The following is a 12,438-nucleotide window of genomic DNA, read 5'->3' as shown; positions in this document are numbered from 1 at the left end:
CCGGCAGACTCACCGGTCGTGTCCACCACGTCGCCCCTGCTCACCCTCGTCACCGGCGGCAGCCAGGGGATCGGTGCCGCCACCGTCGTCCACCTGGCGCGGCTCGGACACGACGTCGTCGTCGGCTACCGCAGCAGCCGGGCCGGTGCCGAGGAGGTGGTGGCCGCGGCGGTGGCGCTCGGGGTGCGCGCGGTCGCCGTCCGGGCCGACGTCTCCGACGCCGCGGAGGTCGACGCGCTGTTCGACGCGGCTGCCGAGCTCGGGCCGGTCACCGGGCTGGTGGCCAACGCGGGGGTCACCGCGCACCTGGGCGACCTGGCCGACACCCCGGTCGAGGTGATCCGCCAGGTGCTCGACGTCAACCTGCTCGGCGTCGTGCTGTGCGCCCGGCGCGCGGCGCAGGTGATGTCACGTCGGCGCGGCGGGGCCGGGGGCGCGATCGTCACGGTGTCCTCGGGGGCGGCCACCCTGGGCTCGCCGCACGAGTACGTGCACTACGCCGCCGCCAAGGCCGGTGTCGACGCGCTCACCATGGGCCTGGCCAAGGAGCTGGCGGACGACGGCGTGCGGGTCAACGCGGTCGCGCCGGGGCTGGTGCACACCGGCATCCACGCCGGCGCCGGGGACCCCGGCCGTCCGGACCGGGTGGTCGCGCGGGTGCCGATGGGCCGGGCGGGGGAGCCCGCGGAGATCGCGCCGGCGATCGCCTGGCTGCTCGGCCCCGAGGCCGGCTACTGCACCGGCGCCGTGCTGCGGGTGGCCGGCGGGCTGTAGGTCGCCCCGCGTCGGGACGTCGATGGCCTGCTGGGCTCCCGCCGGTGGGCGCGGCAGGGCGTCCGGTCCGGCTCGTGGGCGGCCGGGCCCGACCGTCGGGGCGGATGGTGGCGGTGCTCCACCGGGTGCCCGGCCGGGCTGGTGCCGCGTCGGACGTGGGTGCCGTCGGCCGCGTGTCCGTGCCGTCGTGATGGCTCGCCGGTACCGGCAGCCGGGTTGCCCACGGGGACGTCTGCTTCCTCGCGATCCAGCCTCCGACCTGCGGGAACTGTCGTACCCCTCGCCTAGGTTCGAGGCGTGTTCGGAGGCGGCTACGGGGTGGGGCTGACGGTTGTCGACCGCGGCGAGACCCTGCCGGCCTGGGCGCCGCCCCCGCCAGGTGTGACGCGCCGCCGGACCCGGTTGTCGGAGGTGCTCGCGCCGGAGTCGTGCTCGGAGGACGAGTTGGTGCGTGAGATGCGTGCGGTCGCCGACGGGCGCGCACAGTTGGCCGCGTACGAGGCGGTGCTGGTGGCGGAGCTGGCCGCTCGCCGTCCGGCGCAGACCGACCTGGTCGACGACCAGTCCGGGCAGGGGGTGGAGGGTTGGGGTCCGGCGCGGGTGCCGGTCGGTGTCTCGGAGTTCCTGGTCGACGAGCTCGCGTTCCTCAAGGGCATCTCACTGGGCGCGGCGACGGGGTTGGCGGAGCGGTCGCTGGCGCTGGTGCGCGAGCTGTCTAGGACGTGGGCGGCGCTGGCTGACGGTGAGGTGGACGAGCTGCGGGTGAATGCGATCGTGCGGGCGCTGGCCGGTCAGTCGCAGGCCGCCGGTGGCCCGGTCGAGCCGGCGATCGTCGCGGAGGTCGAGGCCCAGGCGCTGGGGTGGGCGCAGGCGGGGGAGACGCCGGTGCGCCTGCGGGAGCGCACCGCCGCCGCGTTGATCGCGCTGGACTCGGCGGCGGCGGACCGGCGACGCAGGAAGGCCGAGCGGGCTGCGGACGTGCGGGTGCGGCCCGTTGGTGACGGGATGTCCGAGCTGATCGCCGACCTGCCCACCCCGGTCGCCGCGGCGTGCCGGGAGACCGTGGACACCTACGCGCGGATGGCCAAGGAGGACGGCGACGAACGGTCCATCGGCCAGTTGCGGGCAATGGTGCTCAGCGACCTGGTCCTGCGGCCGTGGGACACCAGCCGGGCGCCGGTGACCGCGCACCTGCAGCTCATCGCGCCGCTGCCGGCGATGGGCGGTCGCCCGACTGCTCACGACGACACCCCACCCCGAGCAGCCGCGGTGCCGACCGACGAGGACGCCGCGTCGGTCGACGGGGCGCCGATCACGCACCAGCAGCTGCGCGACCTGCTCGAGCAACTCGACGCGCTGTGCCCCGGTGGTCTGCAGGCCCCGACCGGTGGCTCGCTGGACATCTCCTTGGTCGACCCGGTCACCGGCGCCCTGCAGGCGACGGTCAGCCCCCCGGAGTTGCAGCGGCTGGTCCGCCGCGGATGCGCGCGGCACCCGGCCGGTCAGCACTCCCGAGTGGCCTCCTCGCACCGCGCCGACACCGGTCGCGTCCCTGACGAGTCACCACCTCGTGGGTGCAGTTGCCCGGTGCTCGACCGGCCCCCACCCGTCGACCGCTACACCCCCACCCCGGCCCAGCGCCGCTTCCTGCACGCCCGCGACCGCACCTGCCGCCATCCCGGCTGCCGCCGCCCCGCCGCGCGCACCGACCTCGACCACGTCCAGGCCCACGCCGACGGCGGAGCCACCGACTGCGCCAACCTCTGCTGCCTGTGCCGCCGGCACCACCGGCTCAAGACCCATGCGCAGGGCTGGCGGTTCACCATGACCGCCGACGGCACGCTCGCGGTCACCACACCCAGCGGCGCCACCCGCACCACCCGGCCACCGGGCCTGCGGACCACCGGAGCGAGGAGTCCGGTCCCCGGCGGCGGTGGTGCGCTCGTCCGCACCGGCGACCCGTGGTCGCTCGGGCGACGGGCCGGCCGGGACGACCCACCGCCGTTCTGACCGGGCACGCCGTCCGGCTGCACCGACCCGTCCGCGTCGCGGTCGCCGCCTGGACGGCGACCGCGACCCGGTGGCCGGACCAGGCAGCGACCGGTGGGTGCGGGAGAGCTGCAGCTGCCCGCGGCCAGGACGTCACATCGGGGCCTGTGTCTGCCGATGAGCAGCGCGTGATCCGTTCCCACGCCGTGGAGAGCTCGCCGCGGAGCCCCCAGTGGTTCGACTCGGCCCACCAGGCCGACATCCTCGCCGCCTTCGACACACACCTGGCCAGTGGGCTGCACGACCGCAGCCCGTTCACGCCCCGCCCCGAGCGGGTGCGTGAGCTGGGCCAGCTCGCCGCCTCCAGCACGCTGCCCGCCCGGGCCGCGCTGCTGCGCTGGGGTGCCCTGCCCGCCGCGGTCCGCAGTGAGCTGCTGATCGGCTGGTACGGCTCCCAGCGCAGCACCTCTGCCGCCTGACGCCTGCGGGGCCGCGCGCCCCGCCGCGCCCGGTCACCGCGCCGTCCGCCCCCAGCGGGACGGACGGTCGCGGCTCGGTGCCCGGGCGACGACTCAGGGACGCGGGACGTTGCGCAGGTTCGCCCGCGCGAGGTCGATCATCGTGCCGACGCCGCCACCGAGCACCATCTTGGTCGCCGACGTCGCGAAACCGCGGACCTGCTCGCCGGTGATGGCCGGCGGGATCGACAGCGCGTTGGCGTCGGTCACGAACTCCATGAGCACCGGCCCCGGCTGCGCCAGCCCGCGCTGCAGCGTCTCCCGCACCTGCGCCGGGTCCTCCACCCGGTAGGACGGGATGCCCACGCCCGCCGCGATCGCCGAGAAGTCCGTCGGCTCGTGGTCGGTCTCGAAGTCCGGGATGCCGTCGACCATCATCTCCAGCTTCACCATGCCGAGCGAGGCGTTGTTGAAGACCACGATCTTCACCGGCAGCCGGTGCAGCCGCACGGTGATCAGCTCCCCGAGCAGCATCGCCAGGCCGCCGTCGCCGCTCATCGAGACCACCTGCCGGCTCCGGTCGGTGAACTGCGCGCCCACCGCGTGCGGCAGCGCGTTGGCCATCGACCCGTGCCGGAACGACCCGATCACCCGCCGCCGGCCGTTCGGGGTCAGGTAGCGCGCCGCCCAGACGTTGCACATGCCCGTGTCGACGGTGAAGACGGCGTCGTCGGCGGCCAGCTCGTCCAGCTGCGCGGCCACGTACTCCGGGTGGATCGGCCGCATCTCCTCGACCTTGCGCGTGTAGGCGTCGACCACCGTCTCCAGCGCGTGCGCGTGGTCGCGCAGCATCGCGTCCAGGAACGTCCGGTCGGTCCGGCGCTCCAGCAGCGGCAGCAGCGCCCGGATCGTCTCCCCGACGTCCCCGTGGACGGCGACCTCCAGCGGCGTGCGCCGGCCCAGGTGCGAGGCGTCGGCGTCGACCTGCGCCGTCTTCCTCTGCGGCAGGAAGTCGACGTAGGGGAAGTCGGTGCCCAGCAGCACCAGCAGGTCGGCCTCGTGCGTGGCCTTGTGCGCGGCTCCGTAGCCGAGCAGCCCGTTCATCCCGACGTCGTAGGGGTTGTCGTACTGGATCCACTCCTTGCCGCCCAGCGCGTGACCGACCGGCGCCAGCACGTGCCCGGCCAGCGCCATGACGTCGTCGTGGGCACCCCGGCAGCCGGCGCCGGCGAACAGGGTCACCGTGCCGGCGGCGTTGATCGCGTCGGCCAGCGCCTGCACCTGCGCGGGCAGCGGCCGCACCGGCGAGGGCTCGGTCACCATCGCGCTGGGCACGGTCGGCCCACCGGACTCCTCCGCCGCCAGGTCGCCGGGCAGGACGACGACCGACACCCCGCGCTTGCCGACCGCGGTCTGGATCGCGACCCGCAGGTTGTGCGGCATCTGCTTCGGGGTCACCACCTCGCACCAGTGCGAGCACTCCTGGAACATCCGCTCGGGGTGCGTCTCCTGGAAGAAGGCCATCCCGATCTCCTGCGACTGGATGTGCGAGGCGATCGCCAGCACCGGGGCGCCGCTGCGGTGGGCGTCGAACAACCCCTGCAGCAGGTGGGTGTTGCCCGGCCCGCAGGACCCGGCGCAGACGGCGAGCCGGCCGGTCACCTGCGCCTCGGCGGCGGCCGCGAAGGCGCCGCCCTCCTCGTTGCTGACGTGCACCCACTCGATGCCCTCGGTGTGGCGGACGGCGTCGACGACCGGGTTGAGGCTGTCGCCGACGACGCCGTAGATGCGCTCGACGCCGGCGTCCCGGAGCATCTCGACGAGCTGGCGGGCGACGGTGGGGTTGGCCATGGGCTGCACTCCTCGGGAGGTGCGGACGCCGGTGCTCGGCTGCCGCACTCCTACCCGACGACGCCGTCCCGAACATGGCCGGTCAGTCCCAGGGCTCCCCGCAGGACGCGCAGCGCCCGTCGGCCGTCCGTTCGGTGAGCCGGCCGCACGCGGGGCACACCCGGTCCAGCCAGCACGCCGGGTCGCCGCCCTCCGGCTCGGGCCGGGCCTCGGTCACCGGCGGGCTCAGTCCTCGTCGGGTGGGGCGAGGCGGGCGAGCGCGTCGATCGACGGGCAGGTGTAGTACGCCCCGGTGAGCGGGGTGAGGTAGTGGGTGAGCCCGTCCCGGATGCCGTCGGTCACCCCGGCCATCCGGCGGAGCATCTCGTGCAGCCGCCAGCGGTCCCGGGCAAAGCCGACGAACGCCGTCCCGTGGTCGGTGACGCCGCCGTAGGCGACGTTGCGCCGGAAGATCTGCCGCTCCTCGCCGTCCACCTCGACGGTGGTGCGGGCGACGTGCGCGCTGGGCAGCATCACGTCCGCGGGCAGCTCCACGCTGTCGGCCTTGGTGCGGCCCAGGTTCATCTCCTGGCCGTAGACCCCGATCGACTCCCAGGTCGCGGTGTCGTGCCGCCAGAGCTGGTACAGCACGACGCTGGCCCCGGCGCCGGGCTCGCCCGCCGGGACGGTCGCGACGTCGGCGGCGGTCAGTAGCGACGGGTTCTCGGTGCCGTCGATGAACCCGGTGAGGTCGCGGTCGTGCTGGTACAGCCAGCCGGTCACCTCCGCGGCCACGTGCGCGACGCCGGCCAGCTCGGCCAGCACGGCGCGGGCGTTGTCGAACACCGCGGTCCGGTTGCCCCCGGCGACCCACACCCAGGCGTCGTGCTGGGTGGCCGGCATCCGGAACCGCCCGGGGCCGACCAGGTCCTCGGTGAAGCCGGCGGCATCGGCCGGGGCGTCGTCGGGGGCGACCTCGGCCCACAGCTCGGGCCGGAACCCGACGACGACGTTGACGCCGCCGGTCGTCGACAGCGGGCCGGTGAGCCCGGCCACCCCGCGGACCAGGTCCTCCGCGGTGCGGCCGGGCTCGAGGTCGAGCTCGAGGTAGCAGTGCTCGGGGGTGCCGAGAGCGAAGACGCCGGGCTGTGCGGTCACCCGACCAGCCTGCCCCCTCTGCCCCAGGCGCCGGCGTCAGCCCTCGGTCGGCGGTTCGTCCTTGCCGGCCTCCTCGAGCGCGTCGGCCTCCTCCTTCGTCTTGTGCACGGCCTTGTCGGCGTGCTCCGGCGGGCCGTAGACCGTGTAGAGCACCAGCGGGTTGACCCCGGTGTTGAGGAAGTTGTGCTTCTTGCCGGCCGGGACGACGACCAGGTCGCCCTGGGCCACCTTCTTCTCCTGGCCGCCGACCTTCGCCGTCCCGGTGCCGCTGACGAACGTGAGGATCTGGTCCACCTCGTGGACCTCCTCGCCGATCTCACCACCGACGGGGATGGTCATGATCACGAGCTGGGTGTGCTCGCCGGTCCAGAGGACCCGGCGGAAGTCGGCGCTCTGCTCGGCGACGGTGGCGATGGTGAAGTGCTCCACGGACCTCGTCCTCCTCCTCGGTGCGGGCGGCAGGGGCTGCCGCCGGTCGTCGTCCAGTCAAGAGCACCGCGGCCCCGTGCGCGATCCGAGGTGATCTTCGAACCGTCCACCGGCACCTGGGAGCACGGCCGCCGGTGCGGTAGGACAGGCTGTGCAGGCCAGGGCGTCCTGGCGCCCGGCCGCGGCCGGGCAGGTGGACCGGCACAGGAGGACGTCGTGAGCGACCAGGCAGGCAACACCCGGGCGGACGCAGCACTCGAGGCCGAGCGGGACGAGGCGGCCGCCGAGCTGACCGGCACCGAGACCGACACCGTGGCCACCGAGGCGGCCGTCACCGGCGGGGTCGTGGTCGGGCACGACGACTCCGACCACGCGCGCGACGCGCTGGTCTGGGCCGCCGCTCTCGCCGAGCGCGCGTCCTGGCCGCTGCACGTCGTGCGGGCCTGGCGGATCGTCACCGCGCCACAGCCGGCCAGCTGGGAGCCCGGCTACGTCCCGCCGCTGGCCGACTACGAGGCCGCCGTCCAGGCCGACCTGGAGGCCGACGTCGTCGCCGTGCTCGGCGCCGAGCGGGCCGCCGGCGTCACCTGCCACGTGGTGCACGCCGCCCCGGCGCAGGCCCTGATCGAGGCCGCCCGGGGCGCGGACCTGCTGGTCGTCGGCGCGCGCGGGCGCGGGGGCTTCGCCGGGCTGCTGCTGGGCTCGGTCAGCGACCAGGTCACCCGGCACGCCCCGTGCGCGGTCACCGTCGTCCGCGACGGCGGCGAGGGCTGAACCCGGTGCCGGAGCAGCGGGCGGTCCCGCCGTCCTTCCTGCGGGCGCACACGACGCCCGCCCGGCCCACCCTGGTGCCCGAGGTGCAGCTGCACGTCGCCGACGACGTCGTCGCGCTGTGGGAGGCGATGGAGACCGAGGGCGGGGGCGCCGGTCAGGACCCGCCGTTCTGGGCCGCCGCCTGGCCCGGCGGGCAGGCGCTGGCCCGGCACGTGCTCGACCACCCGGAGCTGGTGGCCGGCCGCCGGGTGCTCGACCTGGGCGCCGGCAGCGGGCTGGTCGCCGTGGCGGCGCTGCTGGCCGGGGCGGGCAGCGTCGTGGCCAGTGACATCGACCCGTACTCGCACGCGGCGATCGCGCTGAACTCCGAGCTCAACGGGGTCACCGGGGTCGAGGTCGTCGGCGACGTGCTGGGCGAGGACCCGCCGGACGTCGACGTCGTCCTGGCCGGTGACGTCTGCTACGACCGGGACATGACCGCCCGGGTGCTGCCCTTCCTGGGCACCGCCTGGCTGCGCGGCGCCGCCGTGTTCATCGGCGACCCGGGCCGTGCCTACGTGCCGAAGGAGGGGCTGCTGGAGCAGGCCGCCTACGACGTCCCGGACGCCGACGGTGGTGAGGTCCGCCGGACGACGGTGTGGCGGCTGCCCTGAGCCGTCCGTCACAGACCGCCGACTGACCCGTTCCCCACCTGGTCAAACGTGGCAGATCCTCACAAATCGCGATCCGGGGATTGTCACGACCACGTCACGGGCTCTACCGTGGCCGAGTCCGGTCGGACGTCAGGTCCCCACCCGGGGAGCCCGCACCGGATGCCGCCGAGTCGCTGCCAGCAGCGATCCGGGGACCCACCGCAGCACTGGGGTGAATCTCGCTCCGGGCCTCCCGCCCGGTGCGCGTAGGGCGCCTTCCCGCCCGAATCCGTCAGCTAACCCGGTAGGCGGCCGCGGAAGACCACGGAGTCCACCCCCTCGATGTCCCGTCGCTCCATCGCGCGCGCCTCGCACCAGCAGTCCCCGGCCACCGACGTCCTCGACGTCGCGGCCGCCGACGCCCCGGCCACCGCCGTCCTGGCGAGCCCTGTGGCCACGCCGCGCACCGGCCGTCGGCTGCCCCCCGGTGGGCTCCGCCGTCCCGCGCTGTACCTCGCCGTCGCCGCAGCCGGCGCGATCATGGTCAACGTGCTGACCGTCGGCCAGGAGGACGCCCTCGCGGACGCTGCCGCCCAGCCGGTGAGCGTCGCCGCGCAGCTCGGCCTCAGCTCCTCCCAGGCCGACGTGACGCTGTCCCAGGGCCGGATCGGCGAGCGCCTCGGGGAGCTGGCCGGCAACCGCAGCCAGCGCGAGGCCGAGCAGGCCGCCGCCGCCCAGGCGCAGGCCGCCGCCGACCAGGCCGTGCTCGACGCCAAGGCCGCCGAGGAGGCCCGGCTCGCCGCCGAGGCCAAGGCCGCGGAGGAGGCCCGGATCGCCGAGGAGGCGCGTCTGGCCGCCGAGGCCCAGGCCGCCGCGGAGGCGGAGGCCGCGGCGGAGGCGGAGGCCGCCGAGGAGGCCGCCGCCGCCCAGGCCGCGGCGGCCGCGAAGACGGCGACGACGAAGAAGAGCGCGCCGACTGCCGCGCCCGCCCCGGAGCCCGCTGCCGCCGAGGCCCCGGCCGGCAGCTCCTCGGGCCGGGCCGGCTCCTTCCAGGACTACGCCCGGGCCCAGCTCGGCGGCAGCAGCAGCGAGTTCTCCTGCCTCGAGAACCTCTGGGGCAAGGAGAGCGGCTGGAACCCGAACGCCCAGAACCCGAGCAGCACCGCCTACGGGATCCCGCAGTTCCTCGACTCGACCTGGAAGGGCACCGGGATCGCCAAGACCTCCGACGGGTACCGCCAGATCGACGCCGGGCTGATCTACATCGACTCGCGCTACGGCTCGCCGTGCGGCGCCTGGTCCCACTCGAAGTCCACCGGCTGGTACTGACCGGACCGGGAGCGGGCCCCCTCTTCCCGGTGTCGGACCCGTCGTGCACGATCGACGCGTTCCACCCACCGACTCCAGGAGCGCGCAACGTGGGCAAGCACCGTGCACCCGAGGGATCGGTGACGGACTTCGACGCCGCCACCAGTGCCCTCGCCGACGTCACCGGCGACTACACGGTCGACGTCGCGCACACCCGGATCGGCGTCCGGGCCCGGCACGCGATGGTGACCACCGTCCGCGGTGCGTTCACCGAGTTCTCCGGCACCGCCCACCTCGACACGGCGCACCCGATGGCCAGCAGCGTCGACCTGCGCATCGCCACCGCCAGCATCGACACCGGCACGCCCGACCGGGACGCGCACCTGCGCTCGCCGGACTTCCTCGACGTCGAGCGCTACCCCGAGATGCGCTTCGCCTCCACCGACGTCGAGCAGGTCGACGACGAGGTCTACCGCGTGACCGGCGACCTGACCATCAAGGACGTCACCCGGTCGGTGTCCGTCGACTTCACCCTCACCGGCTCGGCGCAGGACCCGTTCGGCAACACCCGGGTGGGCTTCGAGGGTGCGCTGGCGATCAAGCGCAGCGACTGGCAGTTGACCTGGAACGCGGTCCTCGAGACCGGCGGCGTGCTGGTCAGCGACCGCGTGCAGATCGAGTTCGACGTCTCGGCGATCAAGGTCGGCTGAGCGCCGGGCGCGGACGCCGATGAGTTCGGCGTCCGCGGGTGGTCTCCTCTGCACACCCACGAGGAGAGGACCTCCCATGCCCGTCCAGACACCCTGCCTGTGGTTCGACGGCCAGGCCGAGCAGGCCGCCGCGTTCTACACGTCGGTCTTCCCGAACTCGGCCGTCAGCTCGGTGCGCCGCAACCCCGACGGCTCGGCGCTCGTCGTGGAGTGGACGCTCGACGGTCAGCCCTACCAGGGGCTCAACGGCGGTCCGGGGCAGGTCGCCTCGTGGGCGGTCAGCCTCTCGATCTCCTGCGCCGACCAGGAGGAGGTCGACCACTACTGGGACGCGCTGTCCGAGGGCGGCGAGGAGAGCATGTGCGGCTGGCTCCGGGACCGTTACGGGTTCTGGTGGCAGGTCGTGCCGGTGCGGCTGCCCGAGCTGCTGGGCGACCGCGACCCCGAGCGGGCCCACCGGGCGATGCAGGCGATGCTGGGCATGCGCCGCATCGTCGTCGCCGAGCTGGAGGCGGCGGCCGACGGTCCGGCCACCGCCCCCGTGGGGGTCACTGCCCCCTGAGCAGGTCCTCGAACGACGTCGTCGGGTCGGCGAACGGGTCGGCCGGTCGGCTGGTCACCGGCTGCCCGGCGACCAGCCCGGCCAGCTCGCCGGCGGCCCGCTCGATGCGGGCCGCCAGCGTCTGGTCGACCCCGCCGCCGGCCCAGTCGTCAGCGGCGGCGAACACCGCGGTCGGCACGGTGACCGCCCGCAGGTAAGAGAACAGCGGGCGGACGGCGTGCTCGAGCACCAGCGAGTGCCGCGGGCTGCCGGCGGTCGCCCCCATCAGCACCGGCTTGCCGGTCAGCGCCTCGTTGTCCAGGACGTCGAAGAACGTCTTGAACAGGCCGCTGTAGCTGGCGGAGAAGACCGGGGTGACCGCGATGAGCCCGTCGGCGCCCACCACCGTGTCGACCGCCGTCCGGAGCTCGGCGTTGGGGAAGCCGGTGACGAGGGCGTCGGCGAGGTCGTGGGCGTGTGCACGCAGCTCCACGACCTCGACCGTCGCGCCCTCGCCGCGCGCCCGCAGCGCCGCCACGGTCGCCGTCGTCAGCCGGTCGGCCAGCAGCCGGGTGGACGACGGGACGCTCAGGCCGGCGCTCAGCACGGCCAGGGTGCGGGTGCCCATCAGGCCTGCGCCCCTTCCACGGTCCGGCCGGTGACGTCGTCCAGGGCGTGCACGGTGGTGTCGTGCGCGCCGCCGGCGGCGGCCACCAGCGAGGCGTGGGTCGGGGCGTCGGGCACGTGGGTGGGCTTGAGGGCGGCGAACTCCCGCCGCAGCACCGGCACGACCTCCTCGCCGAGGATGTCCAGCTGCTCGAGCACGGTCTTCAGCGGCAGGCCGGCGTGGTCGATGAGGAACAGCTGGCGCTGGTAGTCACCGACGTAGTCGCGGAAGCCGAGCGTCCGCTCGATCACCTGCTCGGGCGAGCCGACGGTCAGCGGCGTCTGGAAGCTGAAGTCCTCCAGCGACGGGCCGTGGCCGTAGACCGGGGCGTTGTCGAAGTAGGGGCGGAACTCCCGGACGGCGTCCTGGCTGTTCTTCCGGATGAACACCTGCCCGCCCAGGCCGACGATCGCCTGGTCGGGGTCGCCGTGGCCGTAGTGGGCGTACCGGCGGCGGTAGTACTCGACCATCCGCTGGGTGTGCTCCTTGGGCCAGAAGATGTGGTTGTGGAAGAAGCCGTCGCCGTAGAAGGCGGCCTGCTCGGCGATCTGCGGGCTGCGGATCGAGCCGTGCCAGACGAACGGCGGGACGCCGTCCAGCGGGCGCGGGGTGGAGGTGAAGCCCTGCAGCGGGGTGCGGAACTGCCCCGACCAGTCGACGACGTCCTCGCGCCACAGCCGGCGCAGCAGCTGGTAGTTCTCCACCGCCAGCGGGATGCCGTCGCGGATGTCCTTGCCGAACCAGGGGTAGACCGGGCCGGTGTTGCCCCGGCCCAGGGTCAGGTCGACGCGGCCGTCGGAGACGTGCTGCAGCATCGCGTAGTCCTCGGCGATCTTCACCGGGTCGTTGGTGGTGATCAGCGTCGTGGCCGTCGACAGCTGCAGGGTCGAGGTGCGCGCGGCGATGTAGCCCAGCGCGGTGGTGGGGGAGGAGGGCACGAACGGCGGGTTGTGGTGCTCGCCCATGGCGAAGACGTCGAGCCCGACCTCCTCGGCCTTGAGCGCGATGGCGATCATCGCCTTGATGCGCTCGGCCTCGGTGGGTGCCCGGCCGGTGGTCGGGTCGGGCGTGACGTCGCCGACGGTGAAGACCCCGAACTGCATGGCGTGCTCCTCGCGCTGGTGGTTGAGAGTGCAACTACTGGCCGGTGGAACCGTCCCACACCGCG

Annotated in this window: 13 protein-coding genes and 1 riboswitch; of the genes, 8 read left to right on the top strand and 5 right to left on the bottom strand. The window is 74.4% G+C overall.

Annotated features, from left to right (window positions below):
• Positions 1–18 precede the first annotated feature (18 nt).
• The 3 genes from ACGBYP_RS13515 to ACGBYP_RS13505 all read left to right on the top strand — a co-directional run bounded on the left by ACGBYP_RS13515 (position 19) and on the right by ACGBYP_RS13505 (position 3,242).
• Positions 19–774: an SDR family oxidoreductase gene (locus ACGBYP_RS13515; protein ID WP_411584894.1), complete on the top strand. Its 756-nt coding sequence runs from the start codon at positions 19–21 to the stop codon at positions 772–774.
• 456 nt (positions 775–1,230) lie between these two features.
• Complete coding sequence (locus ACGBYP_RS13510) at positions 1,231–2,784, top strand: HNH endonuclease signature motif containing protein (RefSeq protein ID WP_411585230.1); 1,554 nt, start codon at positions 1,231–1,233, stop codon at positions 2,782–2,784.
• A 167-nt stretch (positions 2,785–2,951) separates the two neighbouring features.
• Positions 2,952–3,242: a hypothetical protein gene (locus ACGBYP_RS13505; protein ID WP_411584891.1), complete on the top strand. Its 291-nt coding sequence runs from the start codon at positions 2,952–2,954 to the stop codon at positions 3,240–3,242.
• 93 nt (positions 3,243–3,335) lie between these two features.
• Here ACGBYP_RS13505 and ACGBYP_RS13500 read toward each other — a convergent pair whose 3' ends face one another.
• The 3 genes from ACGBYP_RS13500 to ACGBYP_RS13490 form a co-directional block, all read right to left on the bottom strand.
• Positions 3,336–5,072 (bottom strand): pyruvate dehydrogenase, encoded by a 1,737-nt coding sequence (locus ACGBYP_RS13500; protein ID WP_411584888.1) that lies wholly within the window; start codon positions 5,070–5,072, stop codon positions 3,336–3,338.
• A 225-nt stretch (positions 5,073–5,297) separates the two neighbouring features.
• Positions 5,298–6,209: a Dyp-type peroxidase gene (locus ACGBYP_RS13495; protein WP_411584885.1), complete on the bottom strand. Its 912-nt coding sequence runs from the start codon at positions 6,207–6,209 to the stop codon at positions 5,298–5,300.
• Between the two features lie 36 nt (positions 6,210–6,245).
• A complete protein-coding gene (locus tag ACGBYP_RS13490) occupies positions 6,246–6,638 on the bottom strand; it encodes a cupin domain-containing protein (RefSeq protein WP_411584882.1) in 393 nt (130 codons plus the stop codon).
• A gap of 216 nt (positions 6,639–6,854) precedes the next feature.
• Here ACGBYP_RS13490 and ACGBYP_RS13485 point away from each other — a divergent pair, with 216 nt between their 5' ends.
• The 5 genes from ACGBYP_RS13485 (at position 6,855) to ACGBYP_RS13465 (ending at position 10,624) form a co-directional block, all read left to right on the top strand.
• A complete protein-coding gene (locus ACGBYP_RS13485) occupies positions 6,855–7,412 on the top strand; it encodes a universal stress protein (RefSeq protein ID WP_411584880.1) in 558 nt (185 codons plus the stop codon).
• A 5-nt stretch (positions 7,413–7,417) separates the two neighbouring features.
• Positions 7,418–8,065 carry a class I SAM-dependent methyltransferase gene (locus tag ACGBYP_RS13480; RefSeq protein WP_411584877.1) on the top strand — a complete coding sequence of 216 codons (648 nt, stop codon included), beginning with the start codon at positions 7,418–7,420 and terminating at the stop codon, positions 8,063–8,065.
• A 153-nt stretch (positions 8,066–8,218) separates the two neighbouring features.
• Positions 8,219–8,370, top strand: a riboswitch (cyclic di-AMP (ydaO/yuaA leader).
• Positions 8,371–8,386: 16 nt separating this feature from the next.
• Positions 8,387–9,373 carry a transglycosylase SLT domain-containing protein gene (locus ACGBYP_RS13475; RefSeq protein WP_411584874.1) on the top strand — a complete coding sequence of 329 codons (987 nt, stop codon included), beginning with the start codon at positions 8,387–8,389 and terminating at the stop codon, positions 9,371–9,373.
• 89 nt (positions 9,374–9,462) lie between these two features.
• Complete coding sequence (locus ACGBYP_RS13470; RefSeq protein WP_411584871.1) at positions 9,463–10,062, top strand: YceI family protein; 600 nt, start codon at positions 9,463–9,465, stop codon at positions 10,060–10,062.
• 76 nt (positions 10,063–10,138) lie between these two features.
• Positions 10,139–10,624, top strand: a complete 486-nt coding sequence (locus tag ACGBYP_RS13465; RefSeq protein WP_411584868.1) for a VOC family protein — start codon at positions 10,139–10,141, stop codon at positions 10,622–10,624.
• On the opposite strand, the gene ACGBYP_RS13460 is transcribed toward ACGBYP_RS13465, so the two are convergent.
• Both ACGBYP_RS13460 and ACGBYP_RS13455 read right to left on the bottom strand, forming a co-directional pair.
• Entirely contained in the window at positions 10,611–11,231 is a 621-nt protein-coding gene (locus tag ACGBYP_RS13460; protein ID WP_411584865.1) for an FMN reductase, read from the bottom strand. The genes ACGBYP_RS13465 and ACGBYP_RS13460 overlap by 14 nt on opposite strands.
• On the bottom strand, positions 11,231–12,373 hold the full coding sequence (locus ACGBYP_RS13455) for an LLM class flavin-dependent oxidoreductase (protein WP_411584862.1): 1,143 nt from the start codon (positions 12,371–12,373) through the stop codon (positions 11,231–11,233). Before ACGBYP_RS13455 ends, ACGBYP_RS13460 begins: the two co-directional genes overlap by 1 nt.
• Positions 12,374–12,438: the final 65 nt, after the last annotated feature.

Source organism: Modestobacter sp. SSW1-42, from assembly GCF_046635825.1.
Classification (GTDB): domain Bacteria; phylum Actinomycetota; class Actinomycetes; order Mycobacteriales; family Geodermatophilaceae; genus Modestobacter.
This window is presented reverse-complemented; position numbering and strand designations above follow the sequence as displayed.